This window comes from Rhodococcus mengyinensis (genome assembly GCF_048381435.1).
GTDB classification, from domain to species: Bacteria; Actinomycetota; Actinomycetes; order Mycobacteriales; family Mycobacteriaceae; genus Rhodococcus_F; species Rhodococcus_F opacus_D.
Window position 1 is genome coordinate 28,073 of record NZ_JBLWIT010000059.1, and the last position, 17,634, is coordinate 45,706.

Here is a 17,634-nt window from a genome sequence, read left to right on the forward strand (position 1 = left end):
AGCTTGCCTCATCTGCTTCGACTTGGATCGGTTTCCGGCGCCCGATTTGAGGCAAACGCCCCATGCGACGACATAAGCGGTCGACCGATGATCAGGGCATGACAAAGCGAGTTCAGGAATCACCGGTCATGACCGGATCGACCGTCGAATCACCGACCGTCGGGCGCGTCGACGCGGTCGACGTGAGCCGGCATGTCGGGGCACGGCAGATCCTTCAGGAGCTGTCGCTGTCGGTCGAGCCGGGCGAGTTGGTCGCCATCGCCGGCGGCAGTGGAGCAGGAAAGAGCACATTGCTGGAGATCCTCGCGGGACTGCAACCACCGTCCGCCGGGGAGGTCCGGCACGACGGCGTCGTTCGCGGTGCCCGAGTCAGTGCCGATTCGCGCATCGGCTACGTCCCCCAGGACGACATCATCCACCTCGAGATGCCCCTGCGCCGCACGCTGCGCTACGCCGCGCGGCTCCGGTTGCCCGCGGGCACATCGGCGGCCGAAGCGGACCGGATAGTCGAGAAGACCATGCAGGACCTCGACCTGGCCGATCGAGCCGAGGTGCCGGTCCGTGCGCTGTCCGGCGGCCAGCGCAAGCGGGCGAGTATCGCCGTGGAGCTACTGACCCGGCCACACCTCTTCTTCCTCGACGAACCCACCTCCGGGCTCGACCCGTCGACCGCAGCCGACGTGATGCGCCTACTGCGCTGACTCAGCCGGCGCGGGGTCACAGTCGTCCTCACGACGCACGAGCCGGCCGGCATCGATCGGTGCGACCGGGTGGTGTTCCTGGCTCGCGACGGCCACCTGGCCTTCACCGGCAGCCCGACCGAGGTTCGGCGCTACTTCGGTGTGGAGGACCTCGCCGACGTGTACGACCGGCTGGCTCGTGAGGACACCCCCCAGGTCTGGGCGGAGCGATTCGCGGACAGCGGTGGGACGTCGGAATCCCTGCCCGGCTCGGCGCTACCGCCCATCCCGCCCGTCCCCGCCACCCGGTCCGACGTGGGACGCACCGGCATGGTGCGGCAATGGTGGCTACTCACACAACGCAATGTCGATGTCCTCCTTCGCAACCGGCTGACCCTGGCGGTGCTGCTCGGCTCACCGGTGCTGGTCACGGCGATGATGGCGACGCTGTTCCAGCGCGGCGCGTTCGATCCGCATGGCGCGGCCGACCTCGGCCCCGCCCAGATCGTCTTCTGGATCGCATTCGCAGGCTTCTTCTTCGGCCTCACGTACGGCCTGCTCCAGATCGTCGGGGAGATGTCTGTCTTCCGGCAGGAGCGCCTGGCCGGGCTCAGTGTCGGCGCCTACGTGGCCTCCAAGGTGACAGCGCTGCTTCCGGTGCTGGCTGGAGTGAGCGCGCTGCTGCTCGGTGTGCTGCGGGCGCTCGGTCGGCTCCCCGCCGTCGGATGGGACGTGTCGGCGGTCCTGTTCGTGACGATCGTGATCGAGGCGACCTCGGCGCTGGCCCTCGGCTTGCTCGCCTCGGCCGCGGTCTCCAACGCCGCGCAGGCCGCCCTCGCCCTGCCGATGCTCTGCTTCCCTCAGGTTCTGTTCGGCGGAGCCATCGTCCCGGTTGACGAGATGGCCCTCCCGGGACGCCTGATGAGCCTCGGCCTATCCAACCGCCACGCATTCGAAGCCTTGGGTCGCGACCTGGATCTCGACCGGTACAGCGCCACTCTGCCGGCCATGTCCGCCTACGGCGACACCTTCCGCGGAGGCACCGGTGCCAGTCTCATCGCGCTGGCCTCATTTGCCGTCGCTCTCATGCTGGCCACCGTGTGGGTACTGGACCGGCGGTCCCGGCCCGGCGCATCCCGTCGATGACCGCCCGCACGGCCGGTCCCGCCAGAAGGCGGATGCTTCACTTCCCCACGACCGCATTGACCGGGAAGCCCACCAGACCCCGGTCGATCGCGGCGAGACTGGCCTGCGTGCGGTTGTTCACCCCGAGCTTGGCGTAGACACGCTCGACGTGGTTGCGTGCCGTTTTCTCGGCGATGAACAGGTCGGCGGCGATTTCTCGGTTCGACCGGCCCTGCGCGACGAGACGCAGGATCTCCACCTCGCGGTCGGTCAGCCCGGCGGGCCAAGGCGTCCGCCGCGACACCCGTTGCCCCGCCGCCGCCAGCACGGCCGCCACCGACTCGGCGTCGAGGCGTCCGGTGCGCGCCTCCTCTTTCAACCGATCGGCAGCGCCGCGAGGATCGAGCGCCGGCCGGTGCGGACGCGGCTCGAGCAGTCGCTGATAGGCATCCGCCGCGGCAAGCAGCCGATCCTGCGCGGTCAACTCCGCGCCGGCGATCCCCCGGGGAAAGCCGGACCCGTCGATCCGTTCCCGGTGCTTCATTGCGACGGACACCACCGACTCCAAGCCGTTGACTCGGCTCAGTATCCGGCCGGTCAGATCCGGATACATTCGCACCCGTTCCCATTCAGCCGTGGTGAGCGGACCCTTCTTCTCCCAGATCTGGTTGGACACCCCCATTTTGCCGAGGCTGTGCACGAGGCCTGCGCGGTAGAGATGAGTGATGTCCGACGGCGACATGCCCAGGTGCCGGGCCGCCCCGGCCACCAGATTCGCGACGCCACGCGAATGCCCCAGGGTGAACGGAGACTTGAGATCGACGAAATCAGCCATGGCCCCGAGTAACTCGTCGCTCTCCTCGGCCCTCAGGGTTCGGTCGCGATCCGGAGCCCGAGCCAACGCTGCGACCCAGACGTCCGTTTCGAACAACCCGTCCACGATCGCCGCCGCGTCACGTTCGAACACCTCCACCACTGCCGGGCTGAACTGACTGCCACGCCGGGAACGGAGAACGTCCTTCGCGTGCCCCAGCCCACCCGTCCGCAGGTGCACCTCGGCGACGTCCGCCACGTGGGAGATGTGGATCTCGACCGGGATACCCTCTCCGCGACAACCGTTGGGCAACCCCCGGCCGTCCCAACGCTCGAAGACGTAGGCGAGCGCCTTTCCGACCTGCCCGTCCAAGCCCATCCGATCGGACAGAACCCCGGCGGAACTGCAATGTGAATGGATCAGCGTGGCGACCTGGCTACGCGCTGCGACCAGAAAAACAGCGGCCCGGATGCCGCGCTCCCAGCCCGGCAGGCCGCGTCCCACGTGACTCGTCATCAGCCGCAGAAACGGCAGACCGGTCATGTCCACCGCGTAGGTGTCGGCCCGGAAGGCGATGTCGTCGCCGAAGAGCGCCGAGAGTTCGTGGGAGTCTGCGTGACAGCCGATCCACCCGACCAGATTGGCGTAGTACACGGTCGCTCGCTGCTGGGGGTCGAGTCCCATCCGCTCCGCTATCCGTGTCGCGATCAAGGACGACCGAAGCATGTGTTCCATCGGTTGACCCAGACCGAGATCGATCGCCAGCGATACCGCGGCCAGCAGTTCGGCTCTGCTCAGACCTTGTCCCGAGCCGGGGAGCGTCCCGTGCGGGTGCATCTTCCCATTGTCCACCTCAACGTGACCGGACCTGGAGGCAACCCGAGAAGACAGGTACCCACATACGCCGAACGACCCATGCGAAAGCTCGCAGGTCAACCCACAATTGTGACCAACCCGATACGCCGACCCACAGCAAGGAGGCCGCCGGACAAAGCTTCCGACCCACAACTTCACTCGCAATCATGCAGGCAGCACACCCCGCGCAGACAGGCAACTTGCGCCCCCTTATGAGGGACCAGTGCTGCACCCCAAGGACGCACCGTCGACCGGTGCGTGTCGGGGGATGGCCCGCCCGTGCGAAGCACCGTCGCCCGGGCGGGCCGACTCCTGTCGGCCGATAGGAGCAACATTGTTGCCGAACGATGGCCCGACGACGCGGCCGCCTTCAGCCGTGGAACGAGCACAGCGGATCGCCCGACGCCCGATCGTTCGTCGCCGAATCTTTGTTCTCCCACGAGTCGATCAGCAGACAGCCCCACCACTTCAGACGCCGGTGGGGAGCCAGCTCCATCCCGGCTTTCTCACTTGCCCGCGGACGAGCTCGTAGGACGCGCCCACCTGAAGCAGTGTTGCCTCGGACAGTGGCCGTCCGATGAGTTGCATTCCGATCGGCAGCCCATCGGACGACACGCGGACCGGCACGGACAACGCCGGCAGACCGGTGAGGTTCGCCGGAGCGGAGAGACGGACGTAGGTGTCGCTGATGCCTTCGCTGGTGCCGTCGGGCCAGCCGATGGTCTCCTGACCCGCCCGCGCGGCTACCGACGTCACGGCCGGTGCGGCGAGCACGTCGATGTCGTCGAACAGGCTCGCCCAGGCCTGACGGATCAGCGCGCGGGACCGTTGCGCCCGGAGGTAGTCGGTCGCGAGGAGGTGCTGCCCAGCTTCGAGGAGAATACGGACGTCGTCCGAATACAGCTCGGGATGGCGGTTCAGCGAATCCTGATGGTAGGTCGTGGCTTCCGGAACCATCAGACCCCATTGCGTGGCGTGCACGAGGTGGGTGAGCGGGACTTCCACCTCGACGAGCGTCGCACCGAGCCCGGCGAGTACGTCTATCGCCTCCAGAACGCGCGCTTGCACCTCGGGTTCGACGTTGTCGAAGTAGTAGTTCGTGGGGACACCTATTCGGACGTTCGTCAGGTCCCTCCCGGAATCGGGAACGTAGCTCCCCTCGTTGTGCCGCAGGCTGGCGGGGTCGTTGTCGTCGTACCCGGCGAGTGCATCGAGTGCGACCGCCGCATCACGCACGGTGCGGGCGATCGGGCCGACGTGATCCAACGACCACGACAGTGGGGTGACGCCTGCGCGGGAGACCAAGCCGAATGTGGGCTTGAGCCCGACAACCCCGCAGAGCGCGGACGGAATCCGGATCGAACCTCCGGTGTCACTGCCGAGCGCGATACCCACGATCCCCGCGCTGACCGCAATGGCCGATCCGCCGCTCGAGCCACCGGGCACGCGGTCGACAGCCCACGGATTCCTGCTCTGCGGTGTGATCGTTCCGAAGGCGAACTCGTGCGTGTGGGTTTTGCCCAGCGAGATCGCGCCTGCCGACTGCAACTTCCGCACTGCGGTCGCGTCGCGGTCGGGAACGTGAGTTGCCCGCACCGCAGAACTGGACGTGGTGAGAACCCCGGCAGTATCGAAGAGATCTTTGATCGCGATCGGAATGCCGTGCAGCGGTCCGCGATATCGGCCTGCGGCGATGTCCGATTCGGCAATCTTCGCCTCCTCCCGCGCCGCGTCGGCCGTCACAGTCACGAAGGCGGACAGGTGCGGGTCGACGCGGTCGAGGTGATCGAGCGCGGAGTCGATCAGTTCGACCGGTGAGAGTTCTCGGCGGGAGATGGCGTCGGCAGCGGCGGTGAGGTCCAATTCATGCGGTTGCATCGGGTGTTCCGTTCTGTGGCTGAGTGAGCGCGACGAAGGAGAACGCCGGCGGAGTCTCCGCGTATTCGACGTCATCGAGAGCGCTCAGGACACCGCGGATCCCCATGACAGTGGCCGCCACGGCTGCGGCCAGCTCGCGATTTCGGTGTTCGGAATGTGTGGTCACGGAGAAATCCTTGGTTGTGGGTGAAATGCCTACGGGATCGCAGCGGCTGAAACGAGCACGAAACCTGTTGCGGTGCTGCGCACGCGTCCGGCGGTGGGGTGGGTGAAATGGCTTCCGAGCAGCAGGGTTTCAGTGTCGGCGATGCTCGACAGCGTAGTCTCTCGTGTGCGTTCCGACACAGCCGGATCGATGTCCACTCCGCAGCACAGGCGTGGGTGGGCGAGCTGGATGGGGTGGTGGAGGAAGTCCCCGGTCACCAGTGCGGTCTCGCCCGCGGAGCTGATCCGGACCGACACGTGCCCCGGGGTGTGTCCAGGAGTGGGGAGCAGTTCGACTCCGTCGGCGACCTCGACAGGTGTCTCGGCGTCGACGAGTTCGTATTGACCGGCCTGGCGGATCGGGGTGATCGAATCGGCGAACATTCGCTGCTGGTCTTCGCTCAACGCTGCCGCCGACCAGTAGTCCCATTCGGTGCGGGCGACGAGGTAGCGGGCATTCGGGAAGGTCGGCTCCCACACCCCCTCTCGCAGGGTGGTGTTCCACCCGACGTGATCGCGGTGGATGTGCGTGTTGATCACGAGGTCGACCGAATCCGGGTCGAACCCGGCGTCGCCCAGTCGCGGCAGGTAATCGCCGTCGAGGTTGTTCCACGCCGGGTTGTCCCGGACCTTGCCGTTACCGACACCGGTGTCGATGACGATGCGGGTTCCGGCGATGTCCACCACGAAACTGTGCACCGACAGGCGGATGTCACCTCCGTCGTCGGTGGCCGACGGGTCCAGCCACGGTTGGCCGGCAACGAGTTCGGCTGTCGCGTCGGGCAGGAGCCAACTGCCTTGCCCTTCGAGTACGACTTCGTCGACGCGACCGATGGTCGCGTCCCCTACCGTCCAGTGCGCTGATGTTCCGGACACGATCAGCTCCCTACGCTCGTTGCGGCAGCCTGGCGGTCGATGGTGGCGTTCCGGTGCCAGGTTTCCGGCGCCGCGAGCAGATCAGCGAGTCGCTGTGCGCACACCGCCAACAGTTTCTCGCCCTTGTCGGCCGTGGCGAGTCGTGCGTCGCCGGCCACACCGGATTCGGTGATCTCCTCGAACGAGCGCCAGAGGTACACGGGGACGTTGTCGGATTGCAGTCCGCATTCGGGGCCGTGTGCGTCGGAGAGGCGGCCCAGGACCACTAGCTCGGGGTGCGCGGCGAGCATCATCGACGTCTCCCCCTCACACGCGTGCATCACGCCGCTCTGCCCCTCCAGGATGTCCGCGACGTCGTCCGCCGCCGCGGTCAGGTACGTCGTCACGGCGATAGTGACGGGCAGTTCCGCGGTCAGTTCGTTGACGATGGCATTGAGCGCCGAGATGTTCCCGCCGTGCCCGTTCACTATCGCGATCCGGGTGAACCCGGCGCGCATGATCGACCGGCAGACGTCCCGGAGCACGGCGTGGTAGGTGGGCAGGCTCAGGGTCAGCGTGCCGCCGAAACGCATGTGGTGTTCCGCCAGACCCCACCACAGTGTCGGTGCGACGACGACGGAAAGGCTCTCCGCCAGTTGGGCTGCGACTCTGTTCGCCGCCTCGGTGGCGAGCAGCGCGTCCACCCCGGTGGGCAGGTGCGGGCCGTGCTGCTCGATCGATCCGACCGGGAGCAGCACCAGACCGTCCAGTCCCGCCCGCTCTCGCAATTGCTCCGCGGTCATCTTCTCCCAGGAGTACTCCATGTCGCCCTCGTCCTCCATAACGCTGTCAAGCCTCGACCAAAGTTAGGTTGGACTGTACAGTACACCCCTATCGGTAGCGGTCGACAGAGCCCAGGCCGGCAATGGCCAATCGCTGACGTTTCCGCACGAACCCCATCGAGGAGCCATGGATACACATACCCCCAGCCCCGGCGTTCCCTTGACCATCGCCGCCCGGCTGAATCGCCTCCCGGTCACCCGGCGGCACAAGAAGATCATCGCCATCATTGCGTTGGGCAACTTCTTCGAGATCTACGAACTGTTCCTCGCCGGTGTACTGGCGGCCACCTTGAAGACCAAGTTCGCGCTCACCGGCTTCGACCTGTCGCTGGTGCTGGCCTCGGCGTTCGTCGGCGCCTTCGTCGGCGCCGTCCTGATCGGCCGGATCGCTGATCGTCTCGGCCGCCGGCGCGCGTACATGATCACCCTTGGCTTGTACTCGGTGTTCACGCTGTTAGCCGCCTTCTCCACCGATCTGTGGATGCTGGTGCTGTGCCGCTTCATCGCGGGCGTCGGACTCGGCGGCGAACTGCCCGTCACCGACTCCTTCCTCGGCGACATCCTGCCGTCGAAACGACGCGGCTACTTCGTGGCGTGGGCCTTCACGCTTTCGTACACTGCGGTCCCCGTCGTCGGGTTCGTCGGCATGATCGTTGTCGATGCCAGCCCGCTCGGGATCGACGGCTGGCGATGGATGTTCGCCCTGGGTGCGCTCGGCGCCCTGATCACCTTCGTCCTGCGGCGGCACCTACCCGAGTCGCCGCGCTGGCTCGAATCCGTCGGCCGGACAGACGAAGCCGAAGCCGTCACCCGCGAACTCGAGGATGCCGCACGTACGGAGGGCTGGGCCGCCCCGGCCGAGGACGAGGCAATCTCTCCCGTGAGCACCGGACCGGTGAGCGCGTCCGCGATGCTGCGGAAGCCGCTGTTGCGCCGCACCATCACGATGGCGATCGTCTGGATTCTGGCCGTCGTCGGGTACCACGGATTCAGTAGCGTTGCGACGCTCGTATTGACGGGGAAGGGAATCAGTGTCACCAATTCCCTGCTGTATGTCTCGCTCGCCTTCGTCGGATACCCGGTCGGCTCACTGCTCTCGATGCTCGTCATGGACAGGTTCGAGCGCAAATGGCTTCTCGGTGGCTCGCTGGTCGTGATGGCCGCGCTCGGCCTGGCCTACGGAAATGCCGTCACACCGGTGTGGATCGTGCTGTGGGGTTTCACGTTCACGGTGATCGCGAACCTGATGTCGAATGTCACCCACGTGTATCAGCTCGAGCAATACCCGACCGCCATCCGGACCACCGCCACGGGCCGGCTCTATTCACTGGGACGCCTGTCGACCGCCGCCGCGCCGCTCTATCTGATCCCCATGCTCGAACACAGCGGTGCCGGAGCGGTATTCACCCTCGTCGCCGCAGCCCTGGCGGTTGCTGCGGTCGTCACCGTGGGGTTCGGTGTTGCCACCACCGGGCGGACCCTCGAGGAGATCTCGCCCGGTGACGCATCGGCGGCAGTTATCCCGCAGCGGGCGCGTACCGCGCCATGAAGGTGGCGACCGACTCCTCGACAATCTCGTCGGCGGGCGGGAGATCCGTGACGAACTCGACGATGCCCATGACCTGAGGCCACAACGTCACTTCCTGGAGTAGCCCGAAGAACTGGTGGGCGGCCAACTCGGTCGAGCGGCATTCGATGTGTCCGTCGGTGACCAATCGGTCGAGTTGGCCGACCAGCGCCTTCAGCAGAGGCTCCTTGCCGGCCCGGTAGAACTCCTCGGCTATCCACGGCAGTCGCCGAGATTCGGCCACCACCAGGCGGATGAAGCTCACTTGGTCGGTCTCGGCCACGAACGCGAGGATCGCCTGGGCGAAGCGCCTCAGTACTGCTTCCGCCGACTGCGGCGCACCGTCCACCAGATCGTCGATGCGCCCGGTCTGCAACAACTTCGACCAGTGCCGATCCAGCATCGAGCGGAAGACGGATTCCTTGCTGCCGAAGCGGTTGTATAACGTCTGGCGCGCCACTCCCGCCGACTTCGCGATCCGATCGAGGTTGACCCCCGCGTATCCGTCCCGCAAGAAAAGCGCCTGTGCTGCGTCGAGGATCTTGCCGGTCGTCTCGGGCTCGGCCGCCGCTGAACCCTCCACCGTATTTGCCACACTGCCCTCCGAACGTTCTGCTGCACAGCAACCTGCTGCGAAGTCAACCCCTCAGTGGTATGGACTGTACTGTACAAGCCACAGGAGGTTCGTTCCGCCGCGCAGGAACGGCGAGGCATCACCCGAACACCGCCACTGCATTCAGCCCCGGCAACCCCGACGATTGAGTGATCACGCATGACTGAGCACCCCGCGCACCAGTTCCCTCCACTGCACGGCCGCACACCCACGCCAGGGGCAACCCACCCACCGCGCACACCGGACGAAGACATATCCCTATACCGGCAACTGCGACAACGCAGCCAACGCCTTCGCCGACGAACCCACGACTGGCATTCCGGGCACAGTGACACCGACGCGGTCATCGAGTTCGCACATGTCTGGGCACCCTACGGCGGAGCACCCGACGAAGAGATCTTCGTCAGATTCGGAATGTCCACGGACCGCTTCGTCGAGGCACTCTGGCGAATACTCGAGAATTGCCTTTTCGCACCCCCGTTCATCGACGAACTCGCAGAGGTCTACCGACCCCCGCACAGCTGACGACCCACCAGTTCGTCGAGAAATCGTGCCCACCCACGATCGCCGCCCCTCGCGTGGAGGTTCCACGGCCCGATGTTGCCCCATTCGGGCACTACCCACCTCACGCACTGGGTAGGGTCCGATTCCATGGCTGACCAGGGGAAGATCCGGACCGTGGTGTGGGGCACCGGGAATGTGGGGCGGGCCGCGATCCGCGCGATCGATGCACACCCCGGACTCGAGCTGACGGCGGTGATCGTGGCCAACCCGGAGAAGGTGGGACGCGATGCCGGCGACCTGGCCCGCCTGGGCCGCTCGCTGGGGGTGGCCGCAACGGACGACGCCGATGCCGTGCTCGCGACCTCACCGGGCGCTGTCGTCTACGCCGCGTCGGGCGAAATTCGCCCGGACGATGCGGCGGCGGACATCATCCGCGCACTCTCCGCCGGGGCCGTCGTCGTGACCCCGTCGATCTATGCGCTCTACGACCAGCGCAACGCGCCGGCCGAGTTGCGCGACCCGATCGAGGCGGCCGCGAAGTCCGGCGGCGGCGCCCTGTTCGTGTCGGGCGTCGATCCGGGATGGGGCAACGACATCCTGCCGATCCTGATGACGGGCCTGGCCGGCACGATCGATCAGATCCGTTGCCAGGAGATCTTCGACTACACCACCTACGACCAGCACAATTCTGTGCGATACCTCGTCGGCATGGGCCAGCCGATGGACTACGAACCGCCGATGGTCGCGGCGACCGTGCCGACGATGGTGTGGGGCGGCCAAATTCGGCTCGTCGCCCGGGCCCTCGGTGTGGAGCTCGACGAGATCCGGGAGACGCTGCTGCGCCGGCCGCTGGACGAGACGATCACCACCGATCTCATGGGCGAGTTCGAGGCCGGCACCCAGGGGGCGCTGCGTTTCGAGGTGCAGGGCATCGTGGGCGGCGAGCCTCTGATCGTCATCGAGCACGTCACGCGGATCCACCCGTCGTGCGCCCCGGACTGGCCCGTGCCGCCGGACGGCGGGGACGGCGCGCACAAGGTGATCATCGAGGGCCGGCCACGCATCGAGGTGAACGTGGGGGCTACCGACGAGGGCGGCAATCGAGCGGCCGGCGGCAACGCCACCGCGGTGGGGCGCCTGGTCAACGCGATCCCGTGGCTGCGGACGGCCGCGCCGGGGCTCTACGACGCCCTGGACGTCCCGCTCACCCCCGGCCACGGCAAGCTCGGCTGACACCACCCACATCAGTTAGCTCTTGCGCTAACCATTGTTGCTGTGAATACTTTGCCTTATGGCTCAGTATCCGGAGCAGCTGAACGACATCTTCCAAGCGCTCGCCGACCCCACGCGGCGGGCCGTGCTGGGCCGCCTGAGCCGGGGCCCGGCGACGGTCAGCGAACTGGCGAAACCGTTCGACATGGCCCTGCCCTCCTTCATGAAGCACATCCACTTCCTCGAGGACAGCGGATGGATCCGGACGCACAAGGAGGGCCGCGTACGGACGTGCGCGATCGAGAAGGAACCGTTCACGGCCGTCGAGGCGTGGCTCGCGGAGCAACAGGAACTGTGGGAGAGCCGCACCGACCGACTCGAACAATTCGCCACCGAACACACCGTCACGACACCCGCAAAGGACACACCGCAATGACCGACACTGCGAGACCCGATCTCGACCTCACGATTTCGCGCATCATCCGGGCACCCCGTCCGGTCGTGTGGCGCGCCTGGACCGACCCCGCCAGCTTCGAGCAATGGTGGGTCCCCGCGCCGTCTCGGTGCCGGGTCGTCGACATGGAACTACGCCCGGGCGGGGCGTTCACGACCCAGATCAGTGAGGACGGGGGTGAATTCGCACCACACATCAGTGGCTGCTTCCTCGCCGTCGACGAACTCGAACGCATCGTGTTCACCAACTCGCTGGTCGGCGGCTGGCGACCCGCCGAACAGCCGTTCATGACCGCGATCATCACGTTGAACGACCATCCGACGGGCACGGAGTACGTCGCCCACGTGATGCACAAGGACAACGCCGACCGCAACACCCACGAGGAAATGGGCTTCTACGACGGCTGGGGCACCGTCACGGAGCAGCTCGCCGAACTGGCCGAGCGACAGGCGTAACGGAGGAGGCCGACAACGAACAGGTCATCGTGGCCACCGACGATGAGCTCGCAACCTACCTCGAGGAGCTGAAGAGACAGCCGGACAAGGACATTCACCTGTCCGGCGGATCGTCCTTTGCGCGATCGGTCCTCGCGCTGGCTCTGGTGGACGAGTTCTATCCCTTCGTCTATCCGGTCGTGTCACCGGGGCGCCTCCTGGTTCTCGGAGATCTCCGACCAGCGTGACCTCGAACTGGTGGGCACCGAGTCGTACGGCAACGGGGTCGTCGAAGCGCATTAGGTGCCCCGGGAACGAGCGGCCGCACTCAGGCCGGACAGCTTCACCGACATGCTCGCGTAAACACGGTCAGCCCACCGCCGCGAACTCCCCTGCCGCGGACCATCGTTGCCGCTCGGCGGCGAACGCGACGGCCTGCTCGGCTCGGAAGTCGCCGATCGAATCGGCATTTGCCGTGAGGAACTGCTGGTGCTCGGCGAGCGAGAACGTGCCCTCGGTGATGTCGATACCGCCGCCGCGGCCGGCTGCGACCTCGGATCGCAGGTCCATCAGCTCGTCCGGTTCGACGGGGTACCAGGAGATCCGGTCGAAGAAGCGCAGCAGCCAGGGGGTGCCGTCCTCGAACGGTCCCGACTTCTCGGGATGCCGATGGTTCCACACCTGGGTGGTTCGGCCGACGAACTGGTAGCCGCCCGGGCCCTCCATTCCGTAGATGCACAGGTACGCGCCACCGATACCGACCGCGTTCTCCGGCGTCCACGTTCGGGCCGGGTTGTACTTCGTGGTGACCAGCCGATGCCGCGGGTCGAGCGGTGTCGCGACGGGTGCGCCGAGGTAGACGTCACCGAGCCCGAGCACCATGTACTCCGCTCCGAAGACCGTGTCGAAGACGTCGTCGATGCTGCCGAGCCCGTTCATGCGGCGGATGAACTCGATGTTCCACGGGCACCACGGTGCGTCGGAACGGACACCGTGCATGTAGCGCTGGATCGCCTCACGAGTCGAGGGGTCGTCCCACGACAGCGGCATCCGCACGGACCGGCTCGGCACCACGAGTTCGTTCGCCGCGGGCAGTGCGTCCTCCGCCTCGCCAAGCAGCCCCATGAGCTTCGGGATCGGCAGCACGTCGGGGTCGACCCGGACCTGCAGCGAGCGGATGCCCGGTGTCAGGTCGAGGAGCCCGGCCGGCTTCTCGACCTCGAGTCGCTGGTGCAACGCGTGGGCGCGGGCCCGCAGTGCGAGGTCGAGGGTCATGTCGCCGTATTCGACCAGGACGTTGTCGTCGCCGGACCGCCGGTACGTCACGGCGGTCTCGCCGTCGCGCCGGGCGATCACGCCGTCGTCGCGGTCACCGGTGGTGGAGAAGACCGTCGAGTGCGCCGCCCGCCGCGCGGGCCCCAGTGCCCGCGTGGACGCGGCCCGGTCGGCCCTGATCGGCACGAAGCGCACCGCATCGCCGGGCGCCAGTTGTCCGAGCTTCCAGCGTTCCGCCGCGACGACGGTGACGGGGCACACGAACCCACCGAGGCTCGGTCCGTCCGGGCCCAGGAGGATCGGGGTGTCCCCCGTGAAGTCCAGGGCGCCGACCGAATACGCGTTGTCGTGAATGTTGGACGGATGCAGTCCCGCCTCGCCGCCGTCCGTGCGGGCCCAGTCGGGCTTGGGTCCGATCAACCGCACCCCGGTGCGGTCCGAGTTGAAGTGCACCTCGTAGTCGGTCCGGTACAGCGTGTCGATGTCGGCGCGGGTGAAGAATTCGGGTGCGCCGTGCGGGCCCTCGGTGACCGCGATCTCCCAGCGACGGCACAGGGCCGGAACGTATTCGGCGGGGACGGCGGCCGTGCGGGCGCCGGTGTGCTCGCCGACCGCGAGAACATCGCCCTGCCGCAGCGTGCGGCCCTGATGTCCGCCGAACTTGCCGAGCGTGAACGTCGAGGCGCTGCCGAGGAAGTCGTCGACGTCGAGCCCGCCCTGGACGAGTACGTAGATGCGGAGGCCGGGTCCTGCCACCGCGCCGACGTCCAGGACTGCGCCTGCCGGCACCCGGACCGGACGCCACTGCGCCTGCAGCACTCCGTCGACCGTGACCGGTGCGGGCGCGCCCGTCACACACACCACCGTGTCCTCGTCGAACTGCAGTGCGGGACCGGACATGGCGCATTCGATACCGGCGGCGCCCTCGTCGTTGCCGAGCGCGGTGTTGCCGAGCCGGAACGACAGGTCGTCCATCGGCCCCGACGGCGGCACGCCGACGTGCCAGTACCCGGTCCGTCCGGGGAAGTCCTGCACCGTGGTGAGCATGCCGGGCCGGTGCACGGTGATCTTGGCGCTCATGCCTGCGCTCCCGTCGGCCGGGTCACGATCATCCGCACCGGGGTCGGGTCGAAACCGTTGCAGGGGTTGTTGATCTGCGGGCAATTGGACACCAGTACCAGAACGTCGCGCTCCGCGCGGAGCGCCAGGCGGCGGCCCGGCGCGGACAGGCCGTCGACGATGCCGAGCGTGCCGTCGGCGTCGACGGGAACGTTCATGAAGAAGTTGATGTTCGACACCAGGTCGCGCTTGCCGATCCCCCACCGGGATCCTTCGGCGAGGAAGTTCTCGACGCAGGCGTGCTGGTGCTTGGTGTGGTGGCCGTACCGCAGGGTGTTCGACTCCTGCGAGCAGGCGCCGCCCACCGTGTCGTGCGAGCCGACCTCGTCGGCGACGAGCGTCATCAGGGCGTCGTGATCGTCGGTGCGGAGGACACTTCCCGTGGTCAGGAACAGGTTTCGCTGCGCCGACACCGTGGCGGCGGCCGAGTAGCGCTGCCGGTGGTCGTCGGCCGCGTAGATCAGGGTGTCCACGGCCTGGTTGCCGCACAGGTCGACGATGGTCAGGACGTCACCGGCCACGACGACGGCCGACCAGGGGCCGCGGGCGCCGACTTCCTCGTCCAGGATCACCGTTCCCGGTACCAGCGGTGCGGTCTCGATGGTGGTGGTCATGCCTGCTCCCGTCCCTGGCGCTGCGCTGCAGCCCAGACGTCTTCGGTGTTGAGAAAGGCTCGGTGGTACTCCGGGTCGGCGTCGACAGGCTCGGCCACGTCGACGCCGGTCCAGGCGAGCACTTCGAGCGAGGTCGTGCCGTACGTCGGCGACGGATCGAGCGGGTGCGCCGTGTTGGCGATCAGGACGATCACCGGGAGGTGGATCACGAGGTCGACCGCGGTGTCCGCGCCGGCGGACCCGATGCTGCTCAGCGCCCCGTCCTCCCCCACCCGCACCCCGTGGAAGAACGACAGCGACGGCGGCAGGTCGCGCCGCCCGAGTCCGTGCTTCGCCGCCGCCACCGTGAAGAGTTCACGGCCGGCGGGGGATGCCGAATGCAGGCTGCCGTCACCGTATTTCGCGGTGTTCGAGGCGAGCGACGTGGTGCCGCAGAGGGCGTCGTGCCGCCCGGACCCGTCCGACACGAGCGTCGCGAGCACCCGCCCCTGATCGGAGAGCAGCGGATGTCCCGCCCCCAGGTACGCCTGCCACGGCACCTTGACGGTGTCGGCGACGTTGAGCCGCTCCCACGGCGCGTCCACCCGGTACAGCAGCAGGTGGGCGCAGGCCCGGCCGTCGAGGTCACGCAGTCGCAGTCGCGTGCCGCGGCCCAGCACCTTCGTGGTGTACCGGCCACCGGGAACCGTCTCCGCCCACGTGAGCAGTGCCGGATCGATGTCGGACGGTGGGGTGGGCCAGGACGACGCCGGGACCACCGGCATCGAGTCGGTGACCACTCCCGACTGGGCACGCGCGTGTTCCTTCGCGGCACTGGTGGTCGAGGTGTCCGCTGAGGTCATGTCAGGCTCCGATCGTGACGGGGTTGGGGGTCGTGCGGCCGCGCGGGAAGCACGCGACTCCGAGCGCGACCACGGCGGCGACGGTGACGGGGGCGGCCCACCGCAGGAGGGGGTAGTCGCCGCTGGGGTCGAAGATCTCCGCGCGCGGCCAGGACAGGTTGACGACCATCAGCGCGCCGTAGCCGACGGCCAGGATGTTGACGGGAAGGCCGAACCGTCCGAGCGAGTACAGCTTCCGTCCGTCCGCGTCGACCTGCGGTCCTCCGTGCGGCCAGCCTTTCAGCCTGCGCAGCAGGAGCGGCACCGTGACCATCAGGTAGGCGAGGTAGATCAGGATGATGCAGACACTCGAGAGGGTCGCGAAGATGGCGGAGTTCCCGACGTTGACCGCGAGGATGCCGATGCAGACCAGGCCGATCAGGACGGAGGGCGCGATGGGTGTTCCGGTGCGGGTGTTCACCGTCGACAGAATCTGCGAGGCGGGCAGCCGTCCGTCGCGTGCCATCGAGAACACCAGCCTGGACGCCGCCGTCTGGATGGCGAGCGTGCAGACGAACACGGCGATCGCGACGTCGACGAGCAGGAGTGTGCCCCAGGGCGAGCTGAGGATCGACGAGAGCACGTACGGCAGGCCCTCGGCGGCGAGCCGGCCGTCGGTCAGGCTCGGTGCGGCCATCAGCGCGCCGATGATCATCAGTCCACCGCCGAGCGCCGACACGGACAGCGCGAGGCGGATCGTGCGCGGCGCGACCCGGCGCGGGTTCCGCGTCTCCTCGGCGAGTTCGCCCGCGGAGCCGAATCCGACCATGACGTAGGCCGCCATCAGACCCGACACGATCCACGCCCATCCGTACCCGGGTGACGCCCCGGCGGTGCCGGTGTCGAACACGACCTCCGGTCCGCGCTGGGCGTGGGTGAGGAACATGCCGATCACCGCGATGACGCCGACGATCTCGCAGGTCACGCCGATGTTGTTGATCCTGGACATCCAGTTGACGCCGATGCAGTTGATGAACGTGGTCATCACGAGGAGGACGGAACCCAGCAGCACCGCGTTGGCGGCGCCACTCGCGGACGTCAGCGTGCTGTCCTCACCGATGATCTGGAATCCGCTCCACACATTCGGAACCACGACCTGCAGCGCGATGGCCGCGGCGGATGCCGTCACCATCTGCGCGAGGATCATGAACCATCCGGCGAACCAGCCGACCACCTCGCCGCCCATCCGGCGTGACCACTGGTAGATCGCCCCCGAGATGGGGTACCTGGCGGCCAGTTCGGCGAAGTTGAGCGCCACCATGAACTGGCCGACGAACACCACCGGCCACGTCCAGAAGAAGGCGGGTCCGGCGAATCCGAATCCGAGCCCGAAGAGCTGGAAGATGGTGGTGAGGATGGAGACGAACGAGAAGCCGGCGGCGAACGACGCGAACTTACCCAGGGAACGGTGAAGTTGCTGCTCGTAGCCGAATTCGCCGAGGTCGCCCGTGTCGTCGACGCCGGTTCCGCCGGACGGGCGGGGAGGTGCGGCCGGCGCGGTCAGCACTTGCGCAATCCTTGTGGGTGTACTCAAGGGCTTACTCCTTCGGCGAGAGCAATATCTGTCGCTCGATAGTTTTCTCGCGGAAGGGCCTCGATGGGTGACGCCCGCGTATCCAGATCGCCGCCGGCCGTAACAGCATCGTTGCCTACGTTTCGGGAGCATGACGAAACCCTCACTGCGGGTGGAGACCGTCGATCCCGAGAG

The 17,634-nt window shown here is 67.3% G+C and carries 15 protein-coding genes and 1 pseudogene; 6 read left to right on the forward strand and 10 right to left on the reverse strand.

Translation table 11 applies throughout. The features are described from left to right. The first annotated feature begins 98 nt into the window (after nt 1–98). Nucleotides 99–1,826, forward strand: a pseudogene (locus ACNJ7E_RS12155) (ABC transporter ATP-binding protein/permease). 37 nt (nt 1,827–1,863) lie between these two features. Here ACNJ7E_RS12155 and ACNJ7E_RS12160 read toward each other — a convergent pair. From ACNJ7E_RS12160 to ACNJ7E_RS12180, 5 genes are all read right to left on the reverse strand, one after another. Next, nucleotides 1,864–3,456 carry an HD domain-containing phosphohydrolase gene (locus tag ACNJ7E_RS12160; protein WP_418340002.1) on the reverse strand — a complete coding sequence of 531 codons (1,593 nt, stop codon included), beginning with the start codon at nt 3,454–3,456 and terminating at the stop codon, nt 1,864–1,866. 486 nt (nt 3,457–3,942) lie between these two features. Continuing rightward, nucleotides 3,943–5,352 carry an amidase gene (locus tag ACNJ7E_RS12165; protein WP_418340003.1) on the reverse strand — a complete coding sequence of 470 codons (1,410 nt, stop codon included), beginning with the start codon at nt 5,350–5,352 and terminating at the stop codon, nt 3,943–3,945. Next, nucleotides 5,339–5,518: a hypothetical protein gene (locus tag ACNJ7E_RS12170; RefSeq protein ID WP_418340004.1), complete on the reverse strand. Its 180-nt coding sequence runs from the start codon at nt 5,516–5,518 to the stop codon at nt 5,339–5,341. The genes ACNJ7E_RS12165 and ACNJ7E_RS12170 overlap by 14 nt, the downstream gene beginning before the upstream one ends. A gap of 29 nt (nt 5,519–5,547) precedes the next feature. Beyond that, nucleotides 5,548–6,432: an MBL fold metallo-hydrolase gene (locus ACNJ7E_RS12175; RefSeq protein ID WP_280783805.1), complete on the reverse strand. Its 885-nt coding sequence runs from the start codon at nt 6,430–6,432 to the stop codon at nt 5,548–5,550. Between the two features lie 2 nt (nt 6,433–6,434). Then, a complete protein-coding gene (locus ACNJ7E_RS12180; protein WP_280783806.1) occupies nt 6,435–7,253 on the reverse strand; it encodes a creatininase family protein in 819 nt (272 codons plus the stop codon). Between the two features lie 127 nt (nt 7,254–7,380). Here ACNJ7E_RS12180 and ACNJ7E_RS12185 point away from each other — a divergent pair, with 127 nt between their 5' ends. Further along, the gene (locus ACNJ7E_RS12185) at nt 7,381–8,802 is read left to right on the forward strand and encodes an MFS transporter (protein ID WP_418340005.1); all 1,422 of its coding nucleotides are present in this window, start codon (nt 7,381–7,383) and stop codon (nt 8,800–8,802) included. Here the strand turns inward: ACNJ7E_RS12185 and ACNJ7E_RS12190 are convergent. Next, nucleotides 8,771–9,415: a TetR/AcrR family transcriptional regulator gene (locus ACNJ7E_RS12190; RefSeq protein WP_280783808.1), complete on the reverse strand. Its 645-nt coding sequence runs from the start codon at nt 9,413–9,415 to the stop codon at nt 8,771–8,773. The genes ACNJ7E_RS12185 and ACNJ7E_RS12190 overlap by 32 nt on opposite strands. Nucleotides 9,416–10,084: 669 nt before the next feature. Here ACNJ7E_RS12190 and ACNJ7E_RS12195 point away from each other — a divergent pair. Genes ACNJ7E_RS12195 through ACNJ7E_RS12210 form a run of 4 tightly spaced genes read left to right on the forward strand, consistent with a single transcriptional unit; the run spans nt 10,085 to nt 12,285 of the window. Beyond that, on the forward strand, nt 10,085–11,170 hold the full coding sequence (locus ACNJ7E_RS12195) for an NAD(P)H-dependent amine dehydrogenase family protein (protein WP_418340006.1): 1,086 nt from the start codon (nt 10,085–10,087) through the stop codon (nt 11,168–11,170). 58 nt (nt 11,171–11,228) lie between these two features. Next, a complete protein-coding gene (locus tag ACNJ7E_RS12200) occupies nt 11,229–11,585 on the forward strand; it encodes an ArsR/SmtB family transcription factor (protein WP_418340007.1) in 357 nt (118 codons plus the stop codon). Then, a complete protein-coding gene (locus tag ACNJ7E_RS12205) occupies nt 11,582–12,058 on the forward strand; it encodes an SRPBCC family protein (protein ID WP_418340008.1) in 477 nt (158 codons plus the stop codon). Before ACNJ7E_RS12200 ends, ACNJ7E_RS12205 begins: the two co-directional genes overlap by 4 nt. A 29-nt stretch (nt 12,059–12,087) precedes the next feature. Continuing rightward, a complete protein-coding gene (locus tag ACNJ7E_RS12210) occupies nt 12,088–12,285 on the forward strand; it encodes a dihydrofolate reductase family protein (RefSeq protein ID WP_280783812.1) in 198 nt (65 codons plus the stop codon). Between the two features lie 121 nt (nt 12,286–12,406). On the opposite strand, the gene ACNJ7E_RS12215 is transcribed toward ACNJ7E_RS12210, so the two are convergent. Genes ACNJ7E_RS12215 through ACNJ7E_RS12230 form a run of 4 tightly spaced genes read right to left on the reverse strand, consistent with a single transcriptional unit; the run spans nt 12,407 to nt 17,433 of the window. Beyond that, nucleotides 12,407–14,392 (reverse strand): 5-oxoprolinase/urea amidolyase family protein, encoded by a 1,986-nt coding sequence (locus ACNJ7E_RS12215; RefSeq protein ID WP_280783813.1) that lies wholly within the window; start codon nt 14,390–14,392, stop codon nt 12,407–12,409. After that, the gene (locus ACNJ7E_RS12220) at nt 14,389–15,045 is read right to left on the reverse strand and encodes an urea amidolyase associated protein UAAP2 (protein WP_011598658.1); all 657 of its coding nucleotides are present in this window, start codon (nt 15,043–15,045) and stop codon (nt 14,389–14,391) included. Before ACNJ7E_RS12220 ends, ACNJ7E_RS12215 begins: the two co-directional genes overlap by 4 nt. After that, nucleotides 15,042–15,887: an urea amidolyase associated protein UAAP1 gene (locus ACNJ7E_RS12225; protein ID WP_418340009.1), complete on the reverse strand. Its 846-nt coding sequence runs from the start codon at nt 15,885–15,887 to the stop codon at nt 15,042–15,044. The genes ACNJ7E_RS12220 and ACNJ7E_RS12225 overlap by 4 nt, the downstream gene beginning before the upstream one ends. Before the next feature lies 1 nt (nt 15,888). Continuing rightward, entirely contained in the window at nt 15,889–17,433 is a 1,545-nt protein-coding gene (locus tag ACNJ7E_RS12230; protein ID WP_418340019.1) for an amino acid permease, read from the reverse strand. Nucleotides 17,434–17,634 lie beyond the last annotated feature (201 nt).